Below are 26908 nucleotides of genomic sequence, written 5' to 3'. Positions count from 1 at the left end.
GCCGGTTCACCAGCGGAAGCCGGCGGTCACCGCGCGGTGGTCGGTGTCCGGCGTGTGCACCACGCCGGCCCGGGTCGGGGTGAGCCCCCGGTAGAGGACGTGGTCCGGGCGGGTCACCGGCACCTCCGCCGGCCAGGTGAAGCCGAAACCCTGCCCGGCCTCGGCCTGCGCGTCGCCGAGCAGCCGGGTCAGCGGGTCGAGGGCCCGGTCGGTGGTGGCCGTGTTGAGGTCGCCGAGCACCACCAGCCGGCCGGCCGGGTCGGCGCGGACGGTGCCGGCCAGCGCCGCGACGGTCTCGTCCCGGGTGGCCGTGTGGCCGGCCCGGGCGGAGCCCAGGTGGACGACGTACACGGTCAGGTCGCCCTCGGGGGCCGCCACCACGGCGCGCAGGGCCCGGTCCCAACCCAGCCCGGTGTCCACGCCGTGGGCCTCGCGGATCGGCCAGCGACTCCACAGCGCGACCGTGGAGACCGCCGTCCGGTGCGGGTAGCGGCCGGCCAGCGCGGGCGCCACCCGCGCGTCGTCGTCGACCTCCTGCAACCCGATCAGGTCCGGCGCGTCCCCGGCCAGCGCGCCGACGGTGGCGGCCGGGTCGGGGTTGCCGGCCCGCAGGTTCTGGCTGGCCACCCGGACCGCGGCGGCGTCCGCGACGGCGGGCGGGGGCAGCCAGGCGCGCCCGTAGAGACCGGCCCAGACCAACGCCGGCAGCAGCACGACGAGCAGCGCCCGCCGGGAGCAGCGCAGCAGCGCCGCGAGCCCGAGCAGGGGTACGCCGAGACCCAGCAGCGGGACGGCGCTGTCGACCAGGCTGCCCAGGCCGCGCACGTTGGGCACCGCCCGGTGTCCGGCGAGGAGCACGGCCAGCAGCAGGGCGCAGGCGATGACGACCGTGCCGCGCCGCCCCCGGCGGCCGGCGGACTCTCCGCCGGCCCGCTCGTCGACCATCTGCTCCGTCACCGCCCGCATCGTATCGAGCGGCCCGGCCGTCGGTGGACCCGATTCCGGTACCCGGACCGGTCCGCCGCGACGCCGCCGGCCGTGGGCCGCGCGACCGGCGCGGCCTCGGCTGAACGGACGATGCGGTCGATCGGGTCGGCACAGTCCCCGTTCGCGCCCGATTTCCCACGTCCAATCCGACATCAATCCTTTGACGGACACGCGCGGAAAGCCGCTTTCCCTCCGGCTTGACGGTAAACGTGGAGGCCAATTCCGGCACATTGTGGCGCATGCCACCAACCAGCCCGATGGCAAGCACCCGGAAGATCTCTAACCTCGGCGGGTGCATGCCGACCACGCCGACGTCCCGCCCCCGCCCGCGAAGCGCCCGCCCGGCCGAACGATCGACCCGGCATCGGCCGGACGGCGGGTGGGGCGTCATCGCGCCGCGGAGCCGCCCCGACGCGGCCCGGTCCGGTCCGTCCCCGGCCGGATCGCGGTGACCACCGGCATCACCTGCTGCCTCGGCCTGGTCGGCGTGGCCGGGGTCGGCGAGGCCCGGCAGCCGCACCCGGACGTACGCGAGGCGCTCGCCGACCGGGCCGCCGTCGAGCAGCGGGCCTCCCGGGACCACACCCGCGCGGTCCCGCCGGTCGCCACGTCCAGCCCGACGCCGACACCGACGAAGACGCCGAAGGAGGTCGTCCGCCCCCGGCACCCGCGGCCCGTCGCCGGCCTGGACCAGCGGCAGATGGACAACGCGAAGGCCATCGTCGACGTCGGACGGGACATGAGGCTGCCGCGCCGGGCGATGGTGGTGGCGGTGGCCACCGCCATGCAGGAGAGCGACCTCTACAACCTGGCCAGCGACGTGGTGCCCGCGTCCTTCGACCACCCGCACCAGGGAAGCGGCTCCGACCACGACTCGGTCGGGCTGTTCCAGCAGCGCCCGAGCAGCGGCTGGGGCACGGTCGCCGAACTCATGCGGCCGGCGTACGCCGCCCGGGCGTTCCTCAGCGCGCTCGTCGAGGTGCGCGGCTGGGAGGACATGAGCGTCACCGGCGCGGCCCAGGCCGTGCAGGTCTCCGCGTTCCCCGGCGCGTACGCCAAGCACGAGAGGCGGGCCGCCACGGTGGTGGCGGCGCTGGCCTGACGGAGGCGTCCGTCAGGCGCGCTTCGGGAGCACGACCACCCGGCCGAAGAACTCGTCGATGCGGCGCACCACATCGTTGAAGTCGTCCAGGTCGATCGGCTTGGTCACGTAGGCGTTGGCCTGGAGCGTGTAGCTGCTCACCACGTCCGTGTCGGCGTTGGAGGTGGTCAGCACCACGATCGGGATGGTCCGCAGGTTCTCGTCCCGCTTGACCTCGCCGAGCACCTGCCGCCCGTCCATCCGGGGCATGTTGAGGTCGAGCAGGATGACGTCCGGCCGCCGCGCCTCGGCGTGCCGACCCTCGCGACGGAGGAACTCCATCGCCTCCTCGCCGTCGGCGACCACGTCGATGACCTTCTCGACGTCGGACTCCTCAAGCGCTTCCTCGATCATCAGGACGTCGCCCGGGTCGTCGTCCACCACCAGGATACGAACGGGGTTCGGGCTGGGCTGACCCATGGGGCTACCTGCTTCGTCTCGAGGAGGGCGCCGACCGCACGGCCGGCCGCTGGCGGGGAAATCTATCCGATCAGGCGCGGGCCGACCGCGTCGGGTCGATCGGGTCGTGGTCGTGGCGCAGCACCTCGGCCAGGCCGGTCACCTGAAGCACCCGGGCCACCCGGCCGGTCGCCCCGGTCAGCCGCAGCCACCCACCGTCGGCGGCGACCAGGTTGTCCCCCCGGACGAAGGCGGCGATGCCGGTGGAGTCGCAGAACGTCAGCTCGCCGAGATCGAGCAGCAGCTCACGACGGCCCTCGGCGACCAGCCGGTCGATCGTCGTGCTCAACGTCCCGACCGTGCTCAGGTCGAGTTCGCCGGTGAGCCGAAGGCGGGCGCCGGCCTCGCCGCGCCGGGCGTGCGTGACGGTGAACGTCACCATGGCCCCTCTCGCTCCCACCGCAGGCGAACCCTTGCAGTGCGGCAAGTATAGGGGGTGTGCGGCGTTTCGCCGCTCAGCGGCCCGCCGCCGCCGCGGACCGGCCGCCCACCACGGCACGCCCCCGGTCGAGGAAACCGGCCGCGCGCGGGAAGTCGCGCAACTCGTGTCCGTAGTGGTCCAGGGTGAGCCCGACCGCAGCCGCCGGCACGCCGCGGCTGACGAGAATCTCCACCAGCCACTCGACGAACTCGGCGAACAGCGTCCCGTCGTCGACGTAGAGCGCGGCGGCCAGGAAGTCCACGATGTAGCCGAGGTCGCCGACGGTCGAGTCGAGCTGCGCCGGGGTGTAGTCGGCCACCGCCGGCACCCGCGCACGCAGGTCGGCGAGCGCGCTGTCGATCAGCTCACCGCGCCGCTTGACCAGGCTGGCGTACTCGTCGTCGGCGAGGTGGTCCAAGTGCGCGGCCGGCGTCGCGCGCAGCGCCCGGTCGTCGGCGACCAGATCGGCCGCGGCCGGCGCGTCCGGCGCCCACGCCACCCCGAGCACGCGCGCCCAACGGCCGTCCGCGCCGAACCCGCGCCCGCCCACCACCACCGGCACGTCGGAACGGCGGCACGCCTCGATCATCCGGTGGGCGTGCGGCAGCCGCATCGGCAGGGCACAGGCCAGGGCCACCGCGTCGGCGTCGTACCGGTGCAGGTAGGACACCAGATGCGCGGCCGGCACGCTGGCGCCGAGGAAGACGACCTGCCAGCCGCGCAGCCGCAGCACCTCGGCGACCAGGCGGGCCGGCAGCGCGTGCCACTCGCCGTCCATGCAGGCCATCACGATCCGGCCGCGGGTCGGGCGGGGATCGGCGTACGCGGCCACCGCGGCCACCACCCGCTCGCTGATGTGCGTGGCGGCGTGCTCCTGGGCGACGCTCCACTCGTTGCGCGCCCACCGCTCCCCCACCTCGGCCTGGGCCGGGGCGACCAGGTCGAGCAGGACCCGCTCGGCCGGCACACCGGCCTCCAGCAACTCCCGGGCCACCGACACGGCGCCCTGCTCGTCGGCCTCGGCAAGGCACTCCAGATAGCCGGGGAAGGCGCGGACCGGGTCGGCCCCGGTGCTCGTTCCGGTCATGCCGGCAACTCCCCCGTTCGGTCGGCGTTCGTCGGACCCGGAACCGCGTGCAGGTGCCGGGACACGCGGCCGGCCGGACCGGTCGCCCGCAGCGCGAGCACCGCGATGTCGTCATGGTCGCCGTGGGCCAACCAGTCGCAGGTCACCTGCTCGACCCGCTCGGCCAACGCCGCCGCCGGCATCCGGTGGCAGCCGGCCACGGCGGTGAACAGCCGGTCGGCGCCGAACTGCTCGTCGCCGCGCCGCCCGCCCCGCGCCTCGGTCACGCCGTCGCTGTAGAGCAGGCACGTCTCCCCCGGCGCCAGGTGCACGGTCACCTCGCCGATCCGCGGGTCCGGCACCACGCCGATCAGCATGCCGCTCAACGGCACCACCTCGACCGCGCCAGACTCGCGCAGCACCAGCGGAGGCAGGTGACCGCCGCCGGCCAGGGTCAGGGTCAACCCCCCGTCCCGGTGCGGTCGGCTGACGCCGAGCACCATGGTCGCGAACCGACCCTGCCCGTGGGCCTGGGTCGTCTCCAGCAGCGCGTCGTTGAGCAGCTTCAGCAACCGGCCCGGCTGCGACTCGACCCGGTGCAGCGCGTGCAGGCACTGGCGGAGCTGGCCGGTGAAGACCGCCGCCTCCACGCCCTTGCCCGACACGTCACCGAGGAAGAAGACCGACCCGCCGTCGGCGAGCCGGTGGGAGCCGTAGAAGTCGCCGCCGATGCGCAGCCCGGCCTGCGCCGGCCGGTAGGCCGTGCCCCACTGCCCGCCGGAGACCGGGGCCGGCTCGACCGGCAGCAGGCTGGCCTGCAGGGTGTCGGCGACCTCGGCCTGCTCGCGGTAGAGCAGCGCGGTGGTCAGCGCCGCGCCGGCCCGGGCCGCGAACGCCCGGACCAGGTCGATGTCGGCCTCGTCGTACCAGCGACCGGCCCGGCGGGCCACCAGCAGCACGCCGACCGGCGCCTCCCGGCCGGGCAGCGGCACCACCCGGGCGGTCGCGCCGGGCACGTCGAGGCCGGGCAGCCAACCCGCCTCGGCGGCCTGCTCGACCAGCCAGTCCAGCGTGTGCGGCTCGGCGCCGGCGAGACCGGTCTCGATCGCCGCGGGCAGCGCCGTGGCGGGCAGCACGCCGGTGTCCACGGTGGGGGTCTCGTCGTCCGCGCGCGCCGCCCGCCACCAGCGGGCCCGACCGGCACGCGGGGCCAGCACCAGCACCGCCACGTCGGCCACCGCGGGCACGGCGAGCCGCGCCACGGCGGCGGCAGCGCGGTCGGGGTGCAGCGGGTTGCCGAGCTTCTCGCCGACCACGGCGAGGAACAGCGAACGCGCCCGCTCGGCGAGCAGCGCGTCGGCCCGGCTGACGCTCTCGGTGACGTCCTCGACGTACCAGCAGCGCCGGGCGCGGGAGAGCGGCACCTGGCGCAGCCGCAGCCGCCGCCCGTGGTGGGTGAACTCGGCCGGGCCGTCACCGCGCAGGGGCTCCAGCCCGGCGGCGGCGAGCACCTCGCCAAGCGCCACCTCGGGGAGGAGGCGTTCCGCGACCGGGCTCACCTGACGCACCACGCCGTCGGCGTCGCAGACGATGAGGCCCTCGCGGAAGTGCTCCACCACCTCGGACCACTCGGGGACGGCGGCGACATCGAGATCGGGGGCCAGCGGGGGCAGGTCGGACGTGGCCGTGGCGGCGGGCCATCCCGGAGCCCGTACGGCGCTCGTCGTGGAGATCCGTCCGTCGCCCGGGTCGGAGCCCCTGACGTCGGAAGCAGTCACCAGCGGAGCCCCACTCTCCTCGTCGACATCCGTCGGGTGCCGGGACCGGCACCTGTGGTCAGGTCTTGTCACCCACCCTACGCCGGTCCGGCCTCGCCGCCACCCGAGCGCGCCGCCGAATGGCGGGCGCGCGCCGAGCGGTCCGGTTGCCGGGTTGTTACGATCCGGACGTGCCTGCCCGATCGACAGCCTGCGGAAAGGCGTGATGGTGGTGCCCCAACGGAGAAAGCCCGACGCGACGCCGCTGAGCCTCTCCGTGGACCGGTCCGACCCCACCGCCCCGGTGGTGAGCGTCGGGGGTGACCTGGCCTACACCACCGCGGCTCCGCTGCGGGCCGAGGTGGACCGCCTGCTCGCGGCGCGGCCGGCCACGCTGGTGCTGGACTTCGCCGACCTGGTCTTCCTCGACAGCACCGGCCTGTCCGTGATCGTGCACGCCTGGCGGGAGGGGCAGCAGGCCGGCACCACGATCGAGCTCCGCGCGGTCCCGCGCTTCCTGGCGACCATCCTCGACATGACCGGCGTCACCGCTCTGCTGGACCGTCCCGCGGTGGGCGGCCGGCCCGCCCCCGGCTCGATCGCGTCCGCGTGAGCCCGGGGGTGGCCCCGGGCACGGGCGGCTGGGACGATGAGGCCGTGCGCGCACCGCTGTTGTCCATCGAGGTGGACCGGATCGACGCCGGGTCCGCCCGGCTCCGGCTCGCCGGGGAGCTGGACTTCGACACCGCGCCGGACCTCGTCGAGGCCGCCGCCGCGTTGCGCCGCGACGGTCACCAGGAGCTGTGGCTCGACTTCGCCGACGTGACGCTCTGCGACTCCTCCGGCCTGAGCGCGCTCGTGGTCGTCCACCGCGCCGGCACCGGCGCGGTCCACCTGCTCGGGCTGAATCCGCGGGTCCAGCGGCTGCTCGACCGCACCGGCCTGGCGGAGGTGCTGGCCGTCGCCCCCCGCGCGGCGCCGGGCGACGCCCACGACGTGGCCGGCTCGCGGGCGGTGGCCGCCGACGCCCGTGAGGTGGGCTGAGGCGTCCCCACAATCCCGGGCAGGGGGTGGCCCCCGACCCTGGGACCAGGGGTCGGGGGCCGGGGAGGGTGGTTCAGGCGGCGGGCACGGCCGTGACGTCCGGCCCGGTCTCGCGGGTCTGACCCGTCGCGGGTGGTTCGGCGTCCGCCGGCACCCCGGAATCGGGCGTCTGAAACAGATAACGGACGAAGTCCACGGTGCCGTCGTCGTCCGCGCCGGGCCACTGTCCCACGCAGTCGACGCCGACCACCTCGCGTCCACTGCCGTCGTGGTGCTCCAGCAGCGCCCAGAGGGTCACCGGGTAGCACCGGGTGGCGTCCGGGCCGAGGCGCCACCGGGCATACCAACCGGGACGAGCGGGGACGATCTCCACGATCCGTTTCATCACGACCTACCCTTCCGCGTGCGTCGGAAGTTGTCCGGTCCACCCCCGATCCTGCGACCCGACGGGGTGACCGTCCCTCACCCCCAGCGAATGAAGCGCACCGCTTTCGCGGCGCCCGTTAGCTTCCCGGCGGCGCCGGGAAGGCGACCGGCGCAGGCGCAACCGACCAGGAACGAGGTGCGACCATGCGCAAGCAGATGGAGGGCGACAACCAGCGCCGCCGGGCCCTCGCCCGCCAGGCCCGCGAGCAGGGGCGGCGGCCGAGTCAGACCGGCGCCAGCCTGAGCGCGACCAAGCAGGTCACCTCGCTGGACCGCCACGACCGGTCCGGCCCGCCGCCGGCCGGCCGGCACAAGCCGGACAGCACGCGCGGCGGCCCCGCGCCACCCCCCGTCGGGGTGGCCGAGCGGCCACGCCCGCTTCCGGATCCGCCCCCCGACCGGGCCACCACGATGAGCTACCGGGATCTCGTCGACGACGTGAGCCGACGTGCCGGCGTCGACTTCGCCGAGGCGAAAATCGCGGCGGAGGCCACGGTGCTCGCCCTGGCCTGGGCACTCGACGAGAGCGAACGGGAACGGCTGCTCGACGCGGTGCCGGTGAAGCTGCACGACGTGGTGCCGGTGGACGGCATCGCGCGGCGGCACGACCTGCCGGGCTTCCTGGCCGAGGTCGGGCGGCGCAGCCGGCTCACCCCGGAACAGGCCCGCTACCAGGCCGAGGCGACCCTGGCCGCGCTCGCCGACGCCGACGCCGAGCTGGTCGGCTCGTTGCGCGTACCCGACGGGTTGCGGGACCTGCTCGCACCGGCCGACTACGGCGGCGGTCTGGTGGGCACGGCCTCGGCCACCCCACCGCTGACCGAGCCGGAGCTGCGGGACGCGCTGGCGTCGCTGCCCTACTGGTCCAGCGACAGGCGGTCGCTGGTGCGCACCATCGAGTTGCCCGGCGGCGACCTGGACCGGCTGCTGGACCGGCTGGACCGGCTCCGGGCCGAGGGCGGGCGTGGTCCGCAGATCGGCCGCCCCGATCCGGACAACGCCGTGCTCACCGTCCGGACCCAGCACGCCGACGGCGTGACCGCCGCGGACGTCGACCTGGCCCACCAGGTCGACGCCACCATCAACACCGCCGCCTGAGGTGTAAGGAGGGGCCCCCGCTTAACGCTTCCGGTATAGGCGGGGGCCCCGCTTAACACCGCGCCCACGACGGTAGCGTTGCCGCGGTGGAGAGCGACGCCGAGGTGCTGGAGATCATCGTGGACCCGGCCCGACCCACCGGGCGCGTGCTGCTCGCCGACGGGGTGGAGCAGTCCTACGTGGACGTGGCCGACGCCCGCCACCTGCACTTCGAGTACGTCCGGCGGATCGCCACGGTGATCGACCTGAGCGCGCCGGCCGGTCACCCCCGGACCGCCCTGCACCTGGGCGGCGGCGCGCTCACCCTGCCCCGCTGGCTGGCCGCCACCCGCCCGGGCTCGGCGCAGCGGGTGGTCGAGCGCCATCCCGGCGTGGTGGACCTCGTCCGCCGGAAGCTGCCGCCGGTGCCGCCGGAGGTGGTCGTCACGCTCGGCGACGCCCGCGACGCGGTCACCGGTACGCCGGACCAGACGTACGACCTGGTGGTGGGCGACGTCTACCGGGCGGCCCGGATGCCCGGGCACGTGGCGGCCGTCGAGTTCGCCGCCGAGGTGGCCCGGGTGCTCCACCCGGACGGTGTCTACCTGGTCAATCTCACCGACCTGCCGCCCCTGGCGCACACCCGCGCGCAGGTGGCCACGCTGCGCGCGGTCTTCGCCGACGTCTGCCTCGTCACCGACCGGCGGATGCTGCGCGGCCGGCGGTACGGCAACGTGGTGCTCGCCGGCGCGCTGCGCGCCGGGCGGCTGCCGGTACGCCGCCTCACCGCCCGGGTCGCCGGCGACCCGGTGCCCGGCATCGTGCTGCACGGGGCGGCGCTCGACACGTTCGCCGCCGACGCCTGGCCGGTCACCGACGCCGACCTGGGGTGAGCGCGGGTTTTCCGGCCGGTAGGGCGGGTAGCCGCGCGGATGAGCGTCGCCGACGACCGGACCACCGCCCGCCGGACGTTGATCGTGATCGTGCTGGTACTGGCCACCGTGGTCGGGTTGACGCTGGTCTGGGCGACCCGGCGGGTGCTCATCTGGGGACTGGTCGCGGCGTTCCTCGCGGTCGCCCTCAAACCGCTCGTGGACCGGTTGGAGCGGCGGTTACGCCGTCGGGCGCTAGCCACCCTGCTCGTCTTCCTGGCCACGTTCGTGCTCCTGGCCGCGCTGGGGGCGCTGATCGTCCTGCCCTTGGTCGACGAACTGGGCCGGCTCGCCGACCGGGCGCCGCAGGTGGTGCACGAGACGCAGGCCGGGCAGGGGCCCATCGGCCAGCTACTGGACCGCCTGCACCTCCTGCGGTACGCCGAACCGGGCCATCTGCGCCGGTACGGCTCCCAGCTCGGCGAACCGACCGTCGGGCTGGTGCGGGGCGTGGCGCAGGCCGTCGCCGCGCTGGTCACGGTGGTGGTGCTGGCGTACCTGATGGTGTTGGAAGCGCCCCGGATCGTGGCCGCCACGCTGCGGCTGGTGGGGGACGGCCCGGCGGAGCGGTTGCGGCGCATCGGCCGCGACTCGTCCCGGATCGTCACCGGCTACCTGAGCGGCAACCTGGTGATCAGCCTGATCTGCGGCGGCCTGACCTTCGCCGTGCTGCTCCTCCTCGGCGTGCCGTTCGCCGCGGTGATCGCCCTGGTCGTCGCCGTGGTGGACCTGATCCCGCTGGTCGGCGCCACGCTGGGGGCGATCGTCGCGGCCGGCGCGGGTTTCGCGCGCTCCCCCACCGCCGGCATCGTGGTGCTTGTCTTCTTCGTGGTCTACCAGCAGGTGGAGAACCATCTGCTGCAACCGGTCATCATGGCCCGCGCGGTCCGGCTGAACCCGCTGACCGTGCTGGTGAGCGTGCTGCTCGCGGCCGAGCTGGCCGGCCTGGTGGGCGCCCTGCTGGCGATCCCCGCGGCCGGCATCGTGCAGGTGCTGCTGCGGGAGTTCATGCCCGCCGGCCGGACGGTCCTGGCCGCACCGGCCGACGGGGAACGACCCAGCGGTCCCGGGGACCCGCCGCCGGCCGGCGGGTGACTCTCGCCGGTCAGGTGCCCCGGCGTACCAGCTCCGGCGACTCGCTCTCCAGCGGCACGGCGTTGGCCGGGACGAGGCCGAGCTGCACCGCGGGTCGGGGCAGGGCCGCGTCGAGCGCCCAGTCGGCGGCGACCCGCGAACGGTTGCCCGGCATCGCCAGCAGGTGGTAGCCACGGGTGACCGCCTTGGCCGGCAGGCCGGCCAACGGCACCTTCAGCGGGTTGGCCGCCGCGTCCTTGCCGCCCAGATCCACCACCCAGCCCAGATCGTGATGCTTGTACGACTTGCGGGCGCCCTGACCGTACGAGGCGGCGATGTTGTGCGCCGCCAGCTTCCCCTGCCGCTGGGCGTGCTGCGCGGTCATCGCGCACACCTGGCCGGGACGGGTCGGGTCCGGGACGGCGGCGGCGTCGCCGCACGCGAACACCTCGGGGTAGCCGGGGACGTTGAGGTACCCGTCGACCACCAGCCGACCCTTCTCCGTACGCAGCCCCAGCTCGGCCACGAACGGGTCGGGGCGCACCCCCACGCACCAGATGAGGCTGCAGTTCGGGACGTACTCGCCGTCGGTGAGCATCACCCCGTCCGGGGTCGCCTCCGCGACCGAGGTGCCCATGCGCACGTCCACGCCGCGACTGCGCAGCACCCGGTCGGCGGTGACGGACATCCGCCGGTCCAGCTCGGGCAGCACGCGCGGGGCGACGTCCAGCAGCATCCACCGCGGCCGGACCTTCAGGTGCGGACGCTGGGCCATCAGCCGGTCGGTGAACAGCTGCCCGTGCGCGGCGACCTCGGTGCCGGTGTAGCCGGCACCGACCACCACGAACGTGGTGCGGGCCCGCTGCTCGGCCGGATCGTCGGTCACCTCGGCCAGCTCGATCTGCCGGACCACGTGGTCGTGCAGGTAGAGCGCCTCGGGCAGACCGCGGAAGCCGTGCGCGTACTCGGTCACCCCGGGGATGGGCAGCAGCTTGTTGACGCTGCCGACGGAGAGGACCAACCGGTCGTACGCGAGCTGCCCGTGGTCACCCTCGGCGGAGCGGTAGCCGACCCAGCGGTTCTGCAGGTCGACCCGGTCCGCCTCGCCGACGACCACCCGGACGCCGTCGAGCGTGCCGGCGAGCGGCACCGAGATCCGGGCCGGCTCGACCACGCCGGCCGCGACCTCGGGCAGCAGCGGCAGGTAGAGGAAGTAGTCGGTCGTGTTCAGCAGGACGATCTCGGCCCGGTCGCGGGCCAGTCGGCGCAACGTCTTGGCCGCGTGGTACCCGGCGAACCCGGCCCCCACGATCACCACACGTGGTTTCGTCATGTCTGCTGCCGTTCCCGCACAGACCTCCGACAAACGTCTCGGCCCTCCACGGGCGTCGGCGGCGGGGCGGTGAGCGCCCAGCGCTCGTGGTCCCGCCAGGCCCCATCGACGAACAGGTAGTCGGGTGAGAAGCCCTCCAACCGGAAGCCGAGGCGGCCGGCCAGCCGCTTCGACGGCTCGTTGCCCGGTTGGATGTTCGCCTCCAACCGGTGCAGCCCGAGCGCGTCGAACGCGTGCGCGACCACCAGCCGCACCCCGGCCGAGGCGTGACCGGTGCCCGCGTAGGGGCGGAATGCCGCATAGCCGAGGTAGCCGCCGCGCAGGGCGCCCAGCACGATGCCACCGATGTTCGCGTACCCGGCGATCGCACCGGTGACGCGGTCGCAGAACAGGAAACCCTCGCTGTCCCACCGCCGCATCTTCCGCAGGTACGCCGCGTACCGCTCGTCGTCGTCCGGCGCGGACAGCCACGGGTGATGCAGGTCCCGGCTGCGCCGGGCGGCGGCGACAAACTCCGCCTGGTCGGCGGGTCGGGGCCGGCGGATCCCGACCCGCTCATCGCTACGCAGATATCTCACGAATCCCACTCTCGACCACCGCCCCCGCACAGCCCGAGCCGGGTGGCTCCGGGGTGAGCGCGGTGGGCGTTCTGTCCGGTTGGGGAATACGGTCGAGGCGGGCGTGTCCGGTTCGCGAGGGTGAGGCGTGGTGGGTGCCACCGCCGGCGCGGAATCGGTGCCGGGGGTCAGGCGTTATACCTGGCAGACCGCGTGGAGCCCGGCCCCCGCCGAGGCAGCCCCGGTCGCAATGACCGGCCACCGGCCGTCGTTACCCATCCCCTCGGGCCGCCCGAGCAGGTCCCCCCGATCGCCGGGCCCGCCCACAGTCTTTCCCCGCACGCGGCACCACCGCGTCATCCCCCACCCCCCTTTGGGAGGCACCCGTCATGGCTACCACCCTGCTGCGTAAGACCGTGCTCACCGCCGCCGGTATCGCCGCCACCACCGGCGGCATCGCCGCACCCGCCATCGCCGCCCACGCCACCCCCGCCCACGCCGACAAGGCCGTGCTCGCCGACCGTAAGAACGGCGACCGGGAACTCGACGTGCGCTACGAAGCCCAACCCAACTTCTACTACTGCGGCCCCGCCGCCGCCCGCAACGCCATCAGCGTCCTCGGCAAGAACATCGACGTCGACACCATGGCCAAGGACATGGGCACCACCGAGAACGGCACCAACAGCATCAACGACATCACCCCCGTCCTGAACAAGGAAACCGGCAAAACCTACCGGTCCGTCGAAATCAAGACGCCCAAGGCCGACCACAAGCAGACCGACACCCTACGCACCGACATCGTCCGCACGATCGACGACGGCCGCGCCGTGGTCGCCAACATCGCCGGCACCACCACCGACACCGACGGCAACCCCCACGCCTTCGAAGGCGGCCACTACATCAGCATCGTCGGCTACCAGAACAACGGCCACACCGTCACCATCGCCGACAGCGCCAACCCGAACACCGCCTCCTACCACATCACCATCGACCACCTCGCCGACTGGATCGCCACCCGCGGCTACAGCACCAGCTAACCCACCACCAACGACAAGGGCCCGACCCCACCACCCGGGGTCGGGCCCTCTCACGCATCGAACCGCTGCCTTCCGGTCACCTCGCGGTCATGTCGGCGTCGTCACCCGGACCGCTCGCCCCACCACGCTGGGTGGCACCGGACGGTCTACCAGCGGAGGAGCAGCAGTGGCAGCCGAGGAGGCGACGGACCGCCCACCTACCTCACGCCCCGACGTCAGCGTGATCGTGCCGGTCTACAACACGCTGCGCTACCTGCGGGCCTGCCTCGACTCGTTGCTGCGGCAGACCATCGGGCTCGACCGGATGGAGATCGTGGCGGTGGACGACGGGTCCACCGACGGCGGTGGTCGCCTGCTGGACCGGCTCGCCGCCCGGCACCCCGGCACCGTCCGGGTGGTGCACCAACCCAACTCGGGCGGCCCGGCCGCGCCCTGCAACCGGGGGTTGGACCTGGCCACCGGCCGGTACGTCTTCTTTCTCGGCTCGGACGACCGGCTCGGCCCGGAGGCGCTGGAACGGCTGGTCGCCGCCGCCGACCGGTACGGCTCGGACGTGGTGCTCGGCAAGGTCGTCGGCGTCAACGGCCGGCACGTCTTTTCCGACGTGTTCGCCGCCGGCAACGCGGTCGACGTGGACCTGTTCGACTCGGCGCTGCCATGGTCGCTGGCGAACACGAAACTGTTCCGGCGGGACCTCGTCGACCGGCTCGGGCTGCGGTTCCCGGAGGACATGCCGGTGCTCAGCGACCAGCCGTTCACGCTCGCCGCCTGCTACCACGCCCGGCGGATCTCGGCGCTCGCCGACTACGACTACTACCACGCGGTACGCCGGTTGGACGCCGGCAACATCACCTACCACAGCCGGATCGAGCAGCGCCTGGTCAGCGTGGAACGGCTGTTCGCCTTCGTCGCCGAACTGATCCCGGCCGGGGCGCGGCGGGACGCCGTGCTGCGCCGCCACGTCGGGCTGGAACTGGCGAACCTGGTCGGTGACGACTTCCGCCGGCTGGACCGGGCCGCGCAGGAACGGGTGCACGCGACGGTCCGCCGGCTGGTCGAGCGGCACGTCACCGACGGCCTGCGGAACCGGCTCGACATCGAGGCCCGGCTGCGCCTGGGCGCGGTGACCGGCGGCGGCGTCGACGAGTTGCTCGCCGTCATCGACCAGGACACCCGGCGGGGCGTACCGGACACGGTGGTGACGGGCGGCCGGTGGCATGCCGGCTACCGGGGCGCGCCGGCCGCGTGGACCGACGTCACCGATGTCCGCGCCGACTGGCTGGCCCGGCTGGACGCCGTCGAGGTGAGCTGGGTCGACGGTCAGACCGTGACGGTGACCGCGCGCAGCCCGTACCCCCGGTTCGCCGCGGAGGCCGGCCCGGTCCGGCTGGTGGCCGGGCGGGTCGCCGGCGCCACCCGGCTGGACGCCCGCGACCCGACCGGCCGGACCGTGCGCACCGACTTCCCGGCGGACCTGCTCCTCGCCGCCAGCGCGTCGAGCGGCCAGCGCCACCCGGTGCGCGCCGAGGTGGACGGCGACCACGGTCGCGGCGCCGCCCCGGTACGCGCGCCCCGGCTCGCCACCGGCCGGCCCCGCCTGCTGCGGCACGGCGCCCGGCTGTACGGGGTGGCCGCGACCGTCGACCCGCGCAACGGCCAACTCGTGCTGTCGGTGGTCCCGGTGACCGTGGGCCAGCTCGTCGGCCGGCTGCGCCGCCGCTGGCGGGGCAGCCCGCCGACGGTTCCGCCCCGGCCGGCCCCGGTCCCGGCCACCCCGCCGCGTTCCGGGCCGGGCCGCCACGTCGAGCCGGCGCCGACCCCGGTGGAACGGTTGACCGTCACCCGCTAGCCGTAGAACTTCCCGACGTCAGCGAACGGCGGCATGGGGACCTGGAGGTAGGTGGTGCCCCGCAGGTCCAACCACGCCCGCTCCGGCGCGCGGACCAGGCGCACCATCACCCCCGTGCAGGCCGGGCAGCGCCCGACCAGGCCCGGTGCGTGCGAGTAGACGTGCAGGCCGGCCATCGGACCGGTCGTGCCGCAGTTGTCGCAGCGCCCGGTGGTGGCGCTGAGGTCGACCGCGAGGAGTTCCCGCAGCGGTCCGTCGAGCATGTTGCCGTCCAGGTACGACAGGTCGGTCACGCGTCCTCCTCGGGTCGTCAGCCGGTCGGACCGAACCGCTCGGTCCGCACCCGCCGGGTCGGGTGGCCCAACCCGACGAGCAGGTCGGCCACGGTCTCCACGAACCCGGTGGGGCCGCAGACGTAGCAGAGCGGCTCCAGGTCCGGCGGCCAGCCGTGACTGTTCACATCGGCCAGCCCGATCCGGTGCGGCTCACCCCGCCACCCCTCGGGCGCCGCCCGGGTGTAGACGTACGCGACGTCCAAGCCCTGGTCGTCGCGGGCCCGGCGGCGTAGCTCGTCGGCGTAGATCACGTCGTCCGGCGTCCGCACCGAGTAGATCAGCCGGAACGGGGTCCGGCTGCCCGCGGCCCGTCGGGCCCGGACCATGGCCATCAGCGGCACCACCCCGGAGCCGCCGGCCACGAGCAGCACCGGCGCGGTCTCGTCGGTACGCCAGACGAACCAGCCGCCGACCGGGCCGCGGACCTCCACCGGGTCGCCCTCGGCCCAGGTGTCCACCAGGTACGGCGACACCTCGCCGTCGCGCACCCGCTGGACGGTCACCGCGATCCGCTCGCCGTCGGCCGGGCCGGCGAGCGAGTAGGACCGGGCCGCCTGGTAGCCGTCCGGGGCGGTCAGTCGCACGTCCACGTGCTGCCCGGGCAGGTGCCCCGGCCAGCCGGGCACGTCGAGCACGAGCGTCTGCGCGGTCGGCGTCTCGACCCGCCGCTCGACCAGCCGGGCCACCCGCCAGGTCAGCGGCACGATCCGGCTCCCGGTGGCCGGCGCGGTCACCTCAGTCGCCCTGGTAGCGCTGCTCGCGCCACGGGTCGCCGTAGTCGTGGTAGCCGGCCGTCTCCCAGAACCCCGGCCGGTCCTCGGCGAGCAACCGGATGCCGCGCACCCACTTGGCGGACTTCCACAGGTAGAGGTGCGGCACGAGCAGCCGGGCCGGGCCCCCGTGCTCCGCCGGCAGCGGTCCCCCGTCGTACGTGTGCACCACCCAGGCCCGCCCGCCGCGCAGGTCGTCGAGCGGCAGGTTCGTGGTGTAGCCGCCGTACGAGTGGGCGAGGGCGTAGCGGGCGGCGGTGTCGACGCCGTCGAGCAGCGTGTCCAGCGAGACGCCCTGCCAGGTGGTGCCGAGTTTGGACCAGCGGGTGACGCAGTGCAGGTCCACCGTCGGGGTGTCCTGCGGCAGGCTCATCATCTCGGCCCAGGACCAGCGGTGTTCCGCGCCGGTCTCGCTGGTCAGCACGAACTCCCAGGTGTCCGGCGACACCCGGGGCGTCGGGCCGGCGGAGAGCACCGGGAAGTCCTCGGTGAGGTATTGCCCCGGCGGCAGGTCCGGGGCGGACGAACGGGGCCGGCCCTGAAAGCCCGGCGACACGATTCCCACCCGTCAGTCCTACCACCCCCGGCGACGTCCAGGAACCGCTTCGGCGCGGTGCGGTGCGGTGCGGAAGTGTTAAGCGGGGCCCCCTCCTCTACCGGAGGCGTTAAGCGGGGCCCCCTCCTTGCACCTCGTGCACGGCGGGGCGGTCGCTGTCGCGGGTGGCGCGCAGGCTGGTGATGGTGACGATCACCAGGACGCCGATGATGACGCCGAGCGAGGCGAGCGTGGGGATCTGCGGCACGCCGGCCCAGATGCCGTGCGCCCAGTGCAGGCCGAGCTTGAGCCCGATGAACGCCAGGATGACGGCCAGGCCGTAGCTGAGGTGCACCAGCCGGCTCAGCGCGGCGTGCAGCACGAAGTAGAGCGCCCGCAGGCCCAGCAGGGCGAACGCGTTCGTGGCGAAGACGAGGTACGGGTCCTCGGTGATGCCGTAGACGGCGGGCACCGAGTCGACCGCGAAGACGATGTCGGTGGCCAGCACCGCGACCACGACAAGCGCGAACGGGGTGAGCGCCCGGCGGCCGTGCTGGCGGATGGTCATCCGGGTGCCGTGGTACTCCTCGACCACCGGCATGACCTTGCGCAGCAGCTTCACCGACCGCATCTTGTTGATGTCGACCTCCTGCTCGTGCCCGGAGAGGGCGTCGCGCAGCAGCTTGATCGCGGTGGCGATCAGGATGACGGCGAAGAGCAGGAAGGCGAAGTCGAGTGTCTGGAGGGCCGCGGCGCCGAGCGCGATGAAGATCGCGCGCAGCACCAGCGCGCCGGCGATGCCGTAGAGCAGCACCCGCTGGGCGAGCACGGCCGGCACCGCGAACGCGGCCAGCAGCAGCATGAAGACGAAGAGGTTGTCGACCGAGAGCGACTTCTCGACCAGGTAGCCGGTGAGGTACTCGATGCCCTGCCGGCTGCCCCAACGGGACCAGACCCACGCGCCGAAGGCCAGCGGCAGGGCGATGTAGAAGGCCGACCAGGCCAGCGCCTCCCGGATGGAGACCTCGTGCGGCTTGCGGGTGACCAGGAAGTCCAACACCAGCAGGGCGAGCACGCCGGCGATCGTCACCGCCCACAGCGTCGGCGTGCCGATCGACGACAGCTCACCCGCGGACAGGTAGGACAACTCGGTCATGGGGCCTCCTCGAACACCGTGTCATGTTCGAGGTCTCCTTCACCCACCGCTCGTGGGCAACCACCCGAGGCTCGCCCCCGGGGCTCGCCGTACTGACCGGAATGGTTCGTGGGAAGTACTCCCCTCGTGGGTCAAGGCTAGGCCAACCGGGGCCGGACGCCAAGTCGGGGCACGGATGATTGCCCTGGTCAACCGCTGTGCGCCGGGACCGGGCGTGGCGCCCCGAGGGCCCAGGACCCTAGGGTGACGCGGGTGAGCAACTCCGGACCACTGACCGGCGTACGGGTGATCGAGCTGGCCGGCATCGGCCCCGGGCCGTTCGCCGCGATGATGCTTGCCGACCTGGGCGCGGACGTGGTGCGGATCGACCGGCCGGGCGGCGGCGGTTTCGGCGCCTTCCCCGGTGACCTGCTGAACCGCAACCGCCGCTCGGTCGCGCTCGACCTCAAGCACCCGGACGCGCGGGATCTGGCGTTGTCCCTGGTCACCGGCGCGGACGCGCTCGTCGAGGGCTTCCGGCCCGGGGTCGCCGAGCGGCTCGGCCTCGGCCCGCGGGAGTGCCTCGCCGCCAACCCGCGCCTGGTGTACGGGCGGATGACCGGCTGGGGGCAGGACGGTCCGCTCGCCCACACGGCCGGCCACGACATCGACTATCTGGCGCTCACCGGCGCACTGCACGGGGTGGGCCGGGCCGGCGAGCGTCCGGTGCCGCCGATGAACCTGCTCGGCGACTTCGGCGGCGGCGGCATGATGCTGGCCCTGGGCGTGGTCGCGGCGCTGTACGCGGTCCGCGGTGGCGCTCCCGGCCAGGTGGTCGACGCGGCCATCGTGGACGGCGTGTCGGTGCTGGCCACCCAGATCCACGCGCTGCGCGGACTCGGCCTCTGGCAGGATCCGCGCGGCGTGAACCTGCTCGACGGCGGCGCGCCGTTCTACGACACGTACGAGTGCGCCGACGGGCGGTACGTGGCGGTCGGCGCGTTGGAGCCGCGCTTCTACGCCGAACTGGTCCGGCTCACCGGTTTCCCGCTCGACGGCGACGAGGCCCCGGACCGGGACGACCCGGCGAACTGGCCGGCGTTGCGGGCCGCCTGGGCGCGGCTGTTCCGCACCCGTACCCGGGACGAGTGGGCCCGGTTGCTGGCCGGTACGGACGCGTGCGTGTCGCCGGTGCTCGACTGGGCCGAGGCCCCGGACCACCCGCACCTGGCCGCCCGTGGGGTGTTCGTCGCGCCGGAGGGGGTCACCCAGCCGGCCCCGGCGCCGCGTTTCTCGGCCACGCCGACCTCGGTGCGCCGCCCGCCGCCGCGACCGGGCGAGCACACCGACGAGGTGCTGGCCGAGGCGGGCGCGGACGAAGCGTGGATCGCCGCGCTGCGCGCCAGCGGCGCGATCGGCTGAGCACCCCGGCCAACTCCGGTCAGCGCCGGCGGGCGGCGGCCGGCGCGAGTGCCGGCTCCACCATGTCCCGGTAGTCGCGGGGCAGTTGCACCACGACGTCGTCGAACTCGCCACCGCTGATCGCCTCGCGCAGGGTGGCGAACACCGCCCGCGCCGCGCCTCGGGCGGCGTTCTCGTCGCAGTCGGCCCGCCGGGCGACGCGGGCGACGAACTCGGCCGCCCCGAACCGTTCCGCCGCCTCGGTGCGCGGGTGCGGGCGCAGCATGGCCCACAGCGGCTTGGGCAGTTGCGCGGCGAGGTCCAGCACCTCGCCGCCGGTCAGCCGCTCGGCGAGCGTCTCAAGCGTGGCGGCGGTGAGCGTCGCGGCCCGGTCCTCGGCGGCGCCGGTGAGCCGGGCGACCCGGGCCAGGAAGGTGTGATGGTCCATCGGTTGCTACCCCCTTCGGTGCACGCAGGGCGGCTACCCGTCCCGGCGCGGCGGAAACGGTGGAGGATCACGGGCGTGAGCCGCCACGGGACGGGTAACCGCCGCGCGGTCACGACCCGACGACTGGCGCGAGGAGCCCGACCCATGGCGAGCTATTCGGACGTCCTTGAGTACCTGTCCGCGCTGGACTACCCGGCCGGGAAGGACGACGTCATCCGCGAGGCCGAACGGGAGGGCGCGCCACCGGACGTGTTGCGGGCGTTGCGGGCGCTGCCGCCGGTGGACTACGCCAACGGCGTCGAGGTGGCCCGGTCGGCCGGCATCGAGGCGGCGCCGGAGGTGGATCGGTCACAGCGCGCGGCGCAGGCGAGGGACGACCACACGCGCGTCGCGCAGCACCTGCGCGGCATCTGAGCCGCGTGGCGGGCGCCCGGTCGCCGACGCGGCCGGGCTCGACGGTCGCCGACGCGGCCGGGCTCGACGGTCGCCGACGCGGCCGGGCTCGACGGTCGCCGACGCGGCCGGGCTCGGCGCTGGGCGGGCTCGGCGCTGGGCGGGGTCTGCCGTCGACAGGCGGGCGCCCCGGGTCGCGAACCGCGACCTGGGGCGCCACGCAGCACCTGTGCCTGACGGTCCGCGCCCGAATCGGGTCGCGATCACCAGGCGGTGGATGTTCGCCCGAACCGGGCTGGCATCACTGCCACGATCATCATACGGTGCGGCATCAGCCGAACGGGTGAGATTCGCGAAAGTGTGTCGGGTAGCACGCCGGTCTCAGCCGCGTACGCCACCGCTGCGGTCGCGGGCCTTGAGCCTGGTGGTGGGCAGCGCGGGCGCGGGCAGCGGCGGCGCCGCGTCGTCGGCCACCGTGCCGAACCGGCGGCCGGCCATCCAGTCCTCGCGCGCGGCGGCGATCTCCTCGTGCGAGCGGCCGACGAAGTTCCACCACATCACCAGCGGCTCCTCGAACGGCGCGCCGCCGAGCAGCAGCAACCGGCTGCCCGGTGCGGCGCGTAGCGTCAGCGCCGTCCGGCCGGTGCCCAGGTAGAGCAGCGCGCCGGGGGCGAGCGCCACACCGTCCACCTCGGCCGACCCGGACATGGCGAGCATCCCGTACTCGAAGTCGGGGCGCAGCGGCAGCGTGGCCGGCGCCGGCCCGCGCGCCTCGACCTGCACGCCGAGCAGCGGGGTGTGCGCGACGGCGGGCGAGCGTTCCCCGCCGAACTCGCCGACGAGCAACGTCAGGTCCAGGTCGCCCTCGCGCCCCGCGGGCAGCTCGGCGTGGTGGGCGAAGTCGGGGTCGCCGGCCCGGGCCGGATCGGGCAGCGCCACCCAGAGCTGCACGCCGTGCATCAGCGGCGGATGGACCAACGGCGACCGCTCCGAATGGGCGATGCCCCGCCCGGAGGTCATCACGTTGAGCTGGCCGGGCCGGATCGGCTGCACGTTGCCGAGACTGTCCCGGTGCAGGATCTCGCCGTCGAGCAGCCAGGTGACCGTCTGGAGCCCGGTGTGCGGGTGCGGCGGCACCTCCATGCCCGGCCGCTCGGCCACGTCGTCCGGGCCGAAGTGGTCGACGAAGCACCACGCGCCGACCATCCGCCGCTGCCGCTGCGGCAGCAGCCGGCGCACGGTCGTGTAGCGGCCGAGGGGAACGTCGTGCCCGGGCAGCAGCACGCTGCCCGGGTCGGTGGCGCCGACGCCGGGCGGGAGCGTCTGCGCGGGCAACGATTCGGTACGGTCCACCGCCCGAACTGTACGCTCAGCCCGCGGTGACGCTCACCGTGTTCGCGCCCGCGACCAGGTCGAGGTAGAGCCGGTCGCCCGCCCGGTCCCAGCCCGGCGAGCTGACCACGTCGCCGGCGGCGATCCCGCCGTGGCTCTCGTCGTAGACGTTCAGCGAGCCCGCGCCGGCGGCCACCCGCACCCGGGTCGGCGGCCCGCCGGGCACGGTGACCGCGAGGTCGCTGACGCCGCCGCTCATCCGCACGGCGAGCGTGCCGTCCAGCGGGGGCAGCCGCAGCCGGGTACGCGACGCGCCGCCGATCAGCTCGATCCCGGCGAGCCGGGCCGCGCCCAGGTCGAGTTGCTGCTCGCGGACGCCGCCGACCATCCGCAGTCGCCAGGTCAGCCGGGAGTTGAGGACCACCTCCACGGCGGCCGGGCCGGGACGGCCGTTCTCGACGATCCGCAGCCGGACCCGGTCGCCGGTGACCTGCGGGCGCGGCGTCACGCCGGCGCCGTCCGGCGCGCCGATCCGGTAGAGGTCGTCGCCGAGGTCGGCGGCCCGCACGGTGAGGCTGGTCAGGCCGTCGGCCAGCTCGAAGTCGGCCCGCCGGCGGTCCCCGCGCGGGGCGGTGAGGGTCTCGGTGGCGGCGACCTCCGCGCCGCCCACCCCGCCCGAGCCGCCGCCGGTGGCCGGCGGGGACGAGCCGCCGGAGAAGACCACCCCGAGGCGGGCCGGGTTGGACATGGTCACCGCGACCGCCACCGCGCCGAACGCCACCACCAGCACGGCGGCGGCCACCAGCAGCCGCGCGGCGCCGGACCATCGTGTGTCGGTCAGGTCAGCGTCGTCCCCGGACGGTGCGGTCATGGTCGTCCCCTCTCGCCGGTCCCCACCGGGTCATACGTCTCCGTCTCCGTCGCGGTTCATTCCGGCGGCGGGCGGCGGCGTGCGGATCATGTCGTTCCCCCGGCCGGTGAACCGGACGGCGGTGACGATCCGTATCCGGGGGCGGCGCGGGCAACGGTGCCCGCGCCGGAGGCGGAGGGACGTGCCCGTGATGCCGGAGACCGTCGAGACGGTGTTCGCCAAGGTGGTCGCGCGGAACCCGGGCGAGCCCGAGTTCCACCAGGCGGTCCGGGAGGTGCTGGAGAGCATCGGCCCGGCGCTGCACCGCCACCCGGAGTACGCCGGGGTGGTCGAGCGGGTCTGCGAACCGGAGCGGCAGGTCATCTTCCGGGTGCCCTGGGAGGACGACCACGGCCGGGTCCGGGTCAACCGGGGGTTCCGGGTCGAGTTCAACAGCGCGCTCGGCCCGTTCAAGGGCAGGCTGCGCTTCCACCCGTCGGTCTACCTGGGCATCGTGAAGTTCCTCGGGTTCGAGCAGATCTTCAAGAACGCGCTGACCGGGCTGCCGATCGGCGGCGGCAAGGGCGGCGCCGACTTCGACCCGAAGGGCCGCTCCGACCGGGAGGTGATGCGCTTCTGCCAGAGCTTGATGACCGAGCTGCACCGGCACATCGGCGCGCAGACCGACGTGCCGGCCGGGGACATCGGGGTGGGCGGTCGGGAGATCGGCTACCTGTTCGGACAGTACAAGCGGATCACCAACCGGTACGAGGCGGGCGTGCTCACCGGCAAGGGCCTGACGTACGGGGGCGCGCAGGTGCGCCGGGAGGCGACCGGCTACGGCGCGGTGTTCTTCGCCGAGGAGATGCTCAAGCAGACCGGCGACAGCCTGGACGGCAAGCGGGTGGTGGTGTCCGGCTCCGGCAACGTGGCCATCTACGCCGTCGAGAAGGTGCACCAGCTCGGCGGCACGGTGGTCGCGTGCTCCGACTCGGACGGCTACGTGCTGGACGAGAAGGGCATCGACCTGGCGCTGCTACGGGAGTTGAAGGAGGAACGCCGGGCCCGGCTCGACGACTACGTGCGGCACGTGCCGCACGCCGTCGCGGTCGCCGGCCGTACCGTCTGGGAGGTGCCGTGCGACCTGGCGCTGCCCTGCGCGACGCAGAACGAGATCGGCGGGGCGGAGGCCGCCGCGCTGGTGGCCGGCGGCTGCCGCACGGTGGTCGAGGGGGCGAACATGCCCACCACGCCGGAGGCGGTGCGGATCCTCGGGCGGGCCGGGGTGCGGTTCGCGCCGGGCAAGGCGGCCAACGCGGGCGGGGTGGCGGTGAGCGCGCTGGAGATGCAGCAGAACGCCAGTCGTGACTCGTGGACGTTCGCCCGGTCGGAGCAGCGCCTGCGCGAGATCATGCGGGACGTGCACGACAGGTGCTGGGCGACCGCCGAGGAGTACGGCCTGCCGGGCGACTACGTGGCCGGCGCGAACATCACCGGGTTCCGGCGGGTGGCCGAGGCGATGCTGGCGCACGGCGTGGTGTGACCGGCCCGGTCAGTCCTCGTCGGCGCCGTACCAGCCGCCCCGGTAGACGGTGCCCGGCCGGGGTGGGGCGTCCGGCGTCACGGACCGGCGGGACCGGCGGACCCGGCTCACCACGAACCAGCCCACCCCGGCCACCACCGCCACGATGACCACGTTCTGCAACGTGCCGGCGTACGCCTCGACCACGTGCCAGTTCTCACCCAGCAGATAGCCGGCGAGCACGAACGCGGTGTTCCAGATCAGGCTGCCCAGCGCGGTGAAGAGCAGGAACACCGGCAGCGGCATCCGTTCCACGCCGGCCGGGATCGAGATCAGGCTCCGGAAGATGGGAATCATCCGGCCGAAGAAGACGGCCTTCACGCCGTGCCGCAGGAACCACGCCTCGGTGCGGTCGACGTCCTCCACCTTGACCAGCGGCAGCCGCCCGACCAGGGCCCGCATCCGGTCCCGGCCCAGCGCCGCGCCGACGTAGTAGAGCGCCAGCGCGCCCAGCACCGACCCGAGCGTGGTCCACGCGATCGCGCCGAACAGGCTCATCCGGCCCTGGCTGGCGGTGAACCCGGCCAGCGGCAGGATGACCTCGCTCGGGATGGGCGGGAACAGGTTCTCCAGGGCCACCGCGAGCCCGGCGCCCGGGCCGCCGAGCCGTTCCACCAGGCCGGTGACCCAGCCGACGGGCCCCTCCCCGGCCGGCTCCGCGGCTCGCGCGGCGCTCGCCCGGGGCCCGGCGAGCAGTGGTGCGTGTCCGATCATCCGACCACGTTACGGGGCGAGGTGGGCAACGACCACGAAGGGCCGGGCCGGTTACGCTGCCGCGCATGCGTACGCCGCTGCGGGTCGCGGTCGCCCAGCCGCTCACCCTCGCCCACGACGTCGCCGGCAACGCCGAACGGCACGCCGCCGCGGTCCGGGCCGCCGACGCCCGGGTGGTGGTCTTCCCCGAGCTGTCCCTGACCGGGTACGAGGTGGACGCCGCCGAACTGGACCTGTCCGACGCCCGGCTCGCGCCGCTGCGGGCGGCGTGCGCCGACACCGGGACGCTGGCGCTCGCCGGTGCGCCGGTGGCCGGGCCGCACATCGCGGTGCTCGCGGTCGACGGCGGGGGCGTGCGGGTGGCGTACCGGAAGATGTGGCTGGGTGGCGCGGAGCCGCAGCGGTTCCGCCCGGGTCGGGAGCCGGCGGTGCTCGCCGTGGACGGCTGGCGGCTGGGCCTGGCCGTCTGCAAGGACACCGGCGTGCCGGCGCACGCGGCGGCGACCGTCGCCGCGGGCGCGGACGCCTACCTGGCCGGGGTGCTGGAGTCGGCGCACGACGCGGCGGTGCCGGACGACCGCGCCCGTCGGATCGCCACCGCGCACGGCGTGTGGGTGGCGATGGCGAGCTTCGCCGGGTCGACCGGCGGCGGGTACGCGCGCGCGGCCGGCGGCTCGGGCGTCTGGTCGCCGGCCGGCGAGGCGGTGGTGCGGGCCGGCACCGCCGCCGGCGAGCTGGTCGCCGCGACCCTGCACGGAGGACACCGCGCCGGTGGGGATCAGCCCTCGTCGCGGGCGGCGCCGCGCAACCGGTCGTAGGCGTCGAGGATCTTCCGCAGGGCCGCCGCCGTGGCGCCGTCGATCTTGTCGTCGTCGGCGGCGTCCTCGATCCGCTCGTGCAGGTCCTCGACCCGCTCGGCGTGCTTGCTCGGCTTGCCCCGGCCCAGCTCGGCGGCCTTCTTCCGCAGCTCTTCGGCGGTCTTGCGGTCGATCAGCCGGGCCGTCTCGGCCCGGTCCAGCAGGTCGGTGAACCGGTCCGCGAGCTGACGCGCCGTGACCGGTTGGGGTGACCGGGTCGTCGGTGCGGGGCGGGTCGGCGCGGGCCGGACGGCGGAACGGGCGGTGCTCGTCGACGCGGTCGGCGGGGCGGCGGCGGGCGACGGGCCGGAGCGGCCCTCGAAGACAAGCGCGCCGACCAGACCGAGCAGCAGCACCACCGCGCCGGCGACGAGCACGCCGGTCAGCCGGTTCGGCGACACCTCCGGCCGGGCCGGACGGGCCGGCGTGGGTCGCCGCTCGACGCGCGTGGCCGGGCGCTCGGCTCCGGGCACCGCGGACAGGAACGCGGTCGGCGGGTCGACCGGTCGGCCCGCGCCGAGCCGGTCGGCGACCTGGGTGGCGGTGGGCCGCCGGGCCGGGTCCACGGCCAGACAGTCCAGGACCAGGGCGGCGACGTCGGCGGGCAGCCCGGGCACCCGTAGGGGCGGCACCGCGGGTCGCCGGTCCCGCAGGTCGAGCACGTCGTCCCACGTCCGCACCGGCAGCGGCGGGCGGCCGGTGAGGCTGCGGTAGAGCAGCACACCGAGCGCGTACACGTCACCGGCCGGGTGGGTGGGACCGGGATCGAGCCGCTCCGGGGCGAAGTATGCCGGGGTGCCGGCCAGCGGCTCACCGGCCGGACCGGTGACCGGCTGGTGCGGGCCGGCCGGCGCGGCGATGCCGAAGTCGAGCACCTTCGCGCCGGTCTCGGTGAGCATCACGTTGGCCGGCTTGACGTCGCGGTGCACCACGCCGATCCGGTGCGCGGCGGCCAGCGCCGCGGCCACCTCGCCGCCGGTCCGGACCGCGTCCGGCCAGGCCAGCGGCCCGCCGGCCAGCCGGTCGGCGAGCGTCTGCCCGTCCACCAGCTCCATCACCAGGTACGGCGTCACCACACCACCGGGCAGGGTCGCCTCGCCGTAGTCGTACACCTGGGTCACGTGCGGGTGGGTGAGCCGCGCCGCCGCGCGGGCCTCGCGTTGGATGGTGGCGCGCAACTGCGGGTCGGCGGCGAGGCGGCCGGCGAGCGCCTTGACCGCGACCGGGCGGTGCAGCACCTCGTCGTCGGCGCGCCACACCTCGGACATCCCGCCGAGCCCGATGCGCTCGCGCAGGACGTACCGGTCGTGCAGCCGGAGTCCGGGCGTGAACGGCGACATGATGCTCCCCAGTCTGCCCACCGGGGCCGGGGTCGCACCAACCCCGCACCCGGTTC

General features: G+C 74.7%; 29 protein-coding genes. 12 read left to right on the top strand and 17 right to left on the bottom strand.

Features of this window, described 5'->3' with window-relative positions:
• Window positions 1-6 precede the first annotated feature (6 nt).
• The gene (locus O7619_RS17125; RefSeq protein WP_282281947.1) at window positions 7-957 is read right to left on the bottom strand and encodes an endonuclease/exonuclease/phosphatase family protein; all 951 of its coding nucleotides are present in this window, start codon (window positions 955-957) and stop codon (window positions 7-9) included.
• A 409-nt stretch (window positions 958-1366) separates the two neighbouring features.
• Here O7619_RS17125 and O7619_RS17120 point away from each other — a divergent pair, with 409 nt between their 5' ends.
• Complete coding sequence (locus O7619_RS17120; protein ID WP_282281945.1) at window positions 1367-2089, top strand: hypothetical protein; 723 nt, start codon at window positions 1367-1369, stop codon at window positions 2087-2089.
• A gap of 12 nt (window positions 2090-2101) precedes the next feature.
• Here O7619_RS17120 and O7619_RS17115 read toward each other — a convergent pair whose 3' ends face one another.
• The 4 genes from O7619_RS17115 to O7619_RS17100 all read right to left on the bottom strand — a co-directional run bounded on the left by O7619_RS17115 (window position 2102) and on the right by O7619_RS17100 (window position 5852).
• Window positions 2102-2548 carry a response regulator gene (locus tag O7619_RS17115; RefSeq protein WP_282281944.1) on the bottom strand — a complete coding sequence of 149 codons (447 nt, stop codon included), beginning with the start codon at window positions 2546-2548 and terminating at the stop codon, window positions 2102-2104.
• A 70-nt stretch (window positions 2549-2618) separates the two neighbouring features.
• Complete coding sequence (locus tag O7619_RS17110) at window positions 2619-2969, bottom strand: STAS domain-containing protein (RefSeq protein WP_282281943.1); 351 nt, start codon at window positions 2967-2969, stop codon at window positions 2619-2621.
• 73 nt (window positions 2970-3042) lie between these two features.
• Complete coding sequence (locus O7619_RS17105) at window positions 3043-4095, bottom strand: cobalamin B12-binding domain-containing protein (protein WP_282281941.1); 1053 nt, start codon at window positions 4093-4095, stop codon at window positions 3043-3045.
• Window positions 4092-5852 (bottom strand): PP2C family protein-serine/threonine phosphatase, encoded by a 1761-nt coding sequence (locus O7619_RS17100; RefSeq protein WP_282281939.1) that lies wholly within the window; start codon window positions 5850-5852, stop codon window positions 4092-4094. Before O7619_RS17100 ends, O7619_RS17105 begins: the two co-directional genes overlap by 4 nt.
• A gap of 211 nt (window positions 5853-6063) precedes the next feature.
• Between O7619_RS17100 and O7619_RS17095 the strand changes: the two genes are divergently transcribed.
• Window positions 6064-6444: an STAS domain-containing protein gene (locus tag O7619_RS17095; protein WP_348774324.1), complete on the top strand. Its 381-nt coding sequence runs from the start codon at window positions 6064-6066 to the stop codon at window positions 6442-6444.
• A gap of 44 nt (window positions 6445-6488) precedes the next feature.
• Window positions 6489-6875: an STAS domain-containing protein gene (locus O7619_RS17090; protein WP_282281938.1), complete on the top strand. Its 387-nt coding sequence runs from the start codon at window positions 6489-6491 to the stop codon at window positions 6873-6875.
• Window positions 6876-6948: 73 nt separating this feature from the next.
• On the opposite strand, the gene O7619_RS17085 is transcribed toward O7619_RS17090, so the two are convergent.
• Window positions 6949-7260, bottom strand: coding sequence for a hypothetical protein (locus O7619_RS17085; protein ID WP_282281936.1), 312 nt, complete (start codon window positions 7258-7260; stop codon window positions 6949-6951).
• Window positions 7261-7445: 185 nt separating this feature from the next.
• Between O7619_RS17085 and O7619_RS17080 the strand changes: the two genes are divergently transcribed.
• The 3 genes from O7619_RS17080 to O7619_RS17070 all read left to right on the top strand — a co-directional run bounded on the left by O7619_RS17080 (window position 7446) and on the right by O7619_RS17070 (window position 10405).
• Window positions 7446-8399, top strand: coding sequence for a DUF2267 domain-containing protein (locus O7619_RS17080; protein WP_282281935.1), 954 nt, complete (start codon window positions 7446-7448; stop codon window positions 8397-8399).
• Between the two features lie 86 nt (window positions 8400-8485).
• Complete coding sequence (locus O7619_RS17075) at window positions 8486-9271, top strand: fused MFS/spermidine synthase (RefSeq protein ID WP_282281934.1); 786 nt, start codon at window positions 8486-8488, stop codon at window positions 9269-9271.
• A gap of 39 nt (window positions 9272-9310) precedes the next feature.
• Complete coding sequence (locus O7619_RS17070) at window positions 9311-10405, top strand: AI-2E family transporter (RefSeq protein ID WP_282281933.1); 1095 nt, start codon at window positions 9311-9313, stop codon at window positions 10403-10405.
• A gap of 10 nt (window positions 10406-10415) precedes the next feature.
• Here the strand turns inward: O7619_RS17070 and O7619_RS17065 are convergent, their stop codons facing one another.
• Both O7619_RS17065 and O7619_RS17060 read right to left on the bottom strand, forming a co-directional pair.
• Window positions 10416-11717 (bottom strand): NAD(P)/FAD-dependent oxidoreductase, encoded by a 1302-nt coding sequence (locus tag O7619_RS17065; protein WP_282281931.1) that lies wholly within the window; start codon window positions 11715-11717, stop codon window positions 10416-10418.
• Window positions 11714-12295, bottom strand: coding sequence for a GNAT family protein (locus O7619_RS17060; protein ID WP_282281930.1), 582 nt, complete (start codon window positions 12293-12295; stop codon window positions 11714-11716). The genes O7619_RS17065 and O7619_RS17060 overlap by 4 nt, the downstream gene beginning before the upstream one ends.
• A 368-nt stretch (window positions 12296-12663) precedes the next feature.
• Here O7619_RS17060 and O7619_RS17055 point away from each other — a divergent pair, with 368 nt between their 5' ends.
• Together O7619_RS17055 and O7619_RS17050 are read left to right on the top strand one after the other, a co-directional pair.
• Window positions 12664-13311 (top strand): C39 family peptidase, encoded by a 648-nt coding sequence (locus tag O7619_RS17055; RefSeq protein WP_282281929.1) that lies wholly within the window; start codon window positions 12664-12666, stop codon window positions 13309-13311.
• 166 nt (window positions 13312-13477) lie between these two features.
• Window positions 13478-15160, top strand: a complete 1683-nt coding sequence (locus O7619_RS17050; RefSeq protein WP_282281927.1) for a glycosyltransferase — start codon at window positions 13478-13480, stop codon at window positions 15158-15160.
• Here O7619_RS17050 and O7619_RS17045 read toward each other — a convergent pair.
• The 4 genes from O7619_RS17045 to O7619_RS17030 all read right to left on the bottom strand — a co-directional run bounded on the left by O7619_RS17045 (window position 15157) and on the right by O7619_RS17030 (window position 17956).
• The gene (locus O7619_RS17045) at window positions 15157-15453 is read right to left on the bottom strand and encodes a DUF6510 family protein (RefSeq protein WP_282281925.1); all 297 of its coding nucleotides are present in this window, start codon (window positions 15451-15453) and stop codon (window positions 15157-15159) included. The genes O7619_RS17050 and O7619_RS17045 overlap by 4 nt on opposite strands.
• A 17-nt stretch (window positions 15454-15470) precedes the next feature.
• Window positions 15471-16229: a ferredoxin reductase gene (locus tag O7619_RS17040; protein WP_282281924.1), complete on the bottom strand. Its 759-nt coding sequence runs from the start codon at window positions 16227-16229 to the stop codon at window positions 15471-15473.
• Window position 16230: 1 nt separating this feature from the next.
• Window positions 16231-16830 (bottom strand): sulfite oxidase-like oxidoreductase, encoded by a 600-nt coding sequence (locus O7619_RS17035; RefSeq protein ID WP_348774323.1) that lies wholly within the window; start codon window positions 16828-16830, stop codon window positions 16231-16233.
• A 100-nt stretch (window positions 16831-16930) separates the two neighbouring features.
• Window positions 16931-17956 (bottom strand): TerC family protein, encoded by a 1026-nt coding sequence (locus O7619_RS17030; RefSeq protein ID WP_282281922.1) that lies wholly within the window; start codon window positions 17954-17956, stop codon window positions 16931-16933.
• A gap of 243 nt (window positions 17957-18199) precedes the next feature.
• Between O7619_RS17030 and O7619_RS17025 the strand changes: the two genes are divergently transcribed.
• A complete protein-coding gene (locus tag O7619_RS17025) occupies window positions 18200-19357 on the top strand; it encodes a CaiB/BaiF CoA-transferase family protein (protein WP_282281921.1) in 1158 nt (385 codons plus the stop codon).
• A 19-nt stretch (window positions 19358-19376) separates the two neighbouring features.
• Here O7619_RS17025 and O7619_RS17020 read toward each other — a convergent pair whose 3' ends face one another.
• Window positions 19377-19784, bottom strand: coding sequence for a DUF2267 domain-containing protein (locus O7619_RS17020; RefSeq protein WP_282281920.1), 408 nt, complete (start codon window positions 19782-19784; stop codon window positions 19377-19379).
• A gap of 144 nt (window positions 19785-19928) precedes the next feature.
• Between O7619_RS17020 and O7619_RS17015 the strand changes: the two genes are divergently transcribed.
• The gene (locus O7619_RS17015; RefSeq protein WP_282281919.1) at window positions 19929-20198 is read left to right on the top strand and encodes a DUF2795 domain-containing protein; all 270 of its coding nucleotides are present in this window, start codon (window positions 19929-19931) and stop codon (window positions 20196-20198) included.
• A gap of 360 nt (window positions 20199-20558) precedes the next feature.
• Here O7619_RS17015 and O7619_RS17010 read toward each other — a convergent pair whose 3' ends face one another.
• Both O7619_RS17010 and O7619_RS17005 read right to left on the bottom strand, forming a co-directional pair.
• Window positions 20559-21530 (bottom strand): pirin family protein, encoded by a 972-nt coding sequence (locus tag O7619_RS17010; RefSeq protein WP_282281918.1) that lies wholly within the window; start codon window positions 21528-21530, stop codon window positions 20559-20561.
• Window positions 21531-21546: 16 nt separating this feature from the next.
• Complete coding sequence (locus O7619_RS17005) at window positions 21547-22380, bottom strand: hypothetical protein (protein ID WP_282281917.1); 834 nt, start codon at window positions 22378-22380, stop codon at window positions 21547-21549.
• Window positions 22381-22570: 190 nt separating this feature from the next.
• Here O7619_RS17005 and gdhA point away from each other — a divergent pair, with 190 nt between their 5' ends.
• Window positions 22571-23902 carry an NADP-specific glutamate dehydrogenase gene (gene gdhA / locus O7619_RS17000; RefSeq protein ID WP_282281915.1) on the top strand — a complete coding sequence of 444 codons (1332 nt, stop codon included), beginning with the start codon at window positions 22571-22573 and terminating at the stop codon, window positions 23900-23902.
• A 9-nt stretch (window positions 23903-23911) separates the two neighbouring features.
• On the opposite strand, the gene O7619_RS16995 is transcribed toward gdhA, so the two are convergent.
• Window positions 23912-24655: a DedA family protein gene (locus tag O7619_RS16995; RefSeq protein ID WP_282281913.1), complete on the bottom strand. Its 744-nt coding sequence runs from the start codon at window positions 24653-24655 to the stop codon at window positions 23912-23914.
• 65 nt (window positions 24656-24720) lie between these two features.
• Here O7619_RS16995 and O7619_RS16990 point away from each other — a divergent pair, with 65 nt between their 5' ends.
• On the top strand, window positions 24721-25473 hold the full coding sequence (locus O7619_RS16990; RefSeq protein ID WP_282281911.1) for a nitrilase-related carbon-nitrogen hydrolase: 753 nt from the start codon (window positions 24721-24723) through the stop codon (window positions 25471-25473).
• Here O7619_RS16990 and O7619_RS16985 read toward each other — a convergent pair.
• Entirely contained in the window at window positions 25434-26852 is a 1419-nt protein-coding gene (locus tag O7619_RS16985) for a serine/threonine-protein kinase (protein ID WP_282281909.1), read from the bottom strand. The two genes, O7619_RS16990 and O7619_RS16985, sit on opposite strands and share 40 nt — an antisense overlap.
• Window positions 26853-26908: the final 56 nt, after the last annotated feature.

The sequence above is a fragment of the Micromonospora sp. WMMD998 genome, assembly GCF_029581235.1.
Lineage (GTDB): Bacteria > Actinomycetota > Actinomycetes > Mycobacteriales > Micromonosporaceae > Micromonospora.
This window is presented reverse-complemented; position numbering and strand designations above follow the sequence as displayed.

Excerpts from the sequence above, each read along its gene's own strand:
- O7619_RS17110 (WP_282281943.1), bottom strand. The coding sequence starts at position 2,969 with ATGGTGACGTTCACCGTCACGCACGCCCGGCGCGGCGAGGCCGGCGCC.
- O7619_RS17030 (WP_282281922.1), bottom strand. The coding sequence starts at position 17,956 with ATGACCGAGTTGTCCTACCTGTCCGCGGGTGAGCTGTCGTCGATCGGC.
- O7619_RS17105 (WP_282281941.1), bottom strand. The coding sequence starts at position 4,095 with ATGACCGGAACGAGCACCGGGGCCGACCCGGTCCGCGCCTTCCCCGGC.
- O7619_RS17070 (WP_282281933.1), top strand. The coding sequence starts at position 9,311 with ATGAGCGTCGCCGACGACCGGACCACCGCCCGCCGGACGTTGATCGTG.
- O7619_RS16990 (WP_282281911.1), top strand. The coding sequence starts at position 24,721 with ATGCGTACGCCGCTGCGGGTCGCGGTCGCCCAGCCGCTCACCCTCGCC.
- O7619_RS17055 (WP_282281929.1), top strand. The coding sequence starts at position 12,664 with ATGGCTACCACCCTGCTGCGTAAGACCGTGCTCACCGCCGCCGGTATC.
- O7619_RS17085 (WP_282281936.1), bottom strand. The coding sequence starts at position 7,260 with ATGAAACGGATCGTGGAGATCGTCCCCGCTCGTCCCGGTTGGTATGCC.
- O7619_RS17080 (WP_282281935.1), top strand. The coding sequence starts at position 7,446 with ATGCGCAAGCAGATGGAGGGCGACAACCAGCGCCGCCGGGCCCTCGCC.
- O7619_RS17015 (WP_282281919.1), top strand. The coding sequence starts at position 19,929 with ATGGCGAGCTATTCGGACGTCCTTGAGTACCTGTCCGCGCTGGACTAC.
- O7619_RS17115 (WP_282281944.1), bottom strand. The coding sequence starts at position 2,548 with ATGGGTCAGCCCAGCCCGAACCCCGTTCGTATCCTGGTGGTGGACGAC.
- O7619_RS17005 (WP_282281917.1), bottom strand. The coding sequence starts at position 22,380 with ATGACCGCACCGTCCGGGGACGACGCTGACCTGACCGACACACGATGG.
- O7619_RS16985 (WP_282281909.1), bottom strand. The coding sequence starts at position 26,852 with ATGTCGCCGTTCACGCCCGGACTCCGGCTGCACGACCGGTACGTCCTG.
- gdhA (WP_282281915.1), top strand. The coding sequence starts at position 22,571 with ATGCCGGAGACCGTCGAGACGGTGTTCGCCAAGGTGGTCGCGCGGAAC.
- O7619_RS17065 (WP_282281931.1), bottom strand. The coding sequence starts at position 11,717 with ATGACGAAACCACGTGTGGTGATCGTGGGGGCCGGGTTCGCCGGGTAC.
- O7619_RS16995 (WP_282281913.1), bottom strand. The coding sequence starts at position 24,655 with ATGATCGGACACGCACCACTGCTCGCCGGGCCCCGGGCGAGCGCCGCG.
- O7619_RS17020 (WP_282281920.1), bottom strand. The coding sequence starts at position 19,784 with ATGGACCATCACACCTTCCTGGCCCGGGTCGCCCGGCTCACCGGCGCC.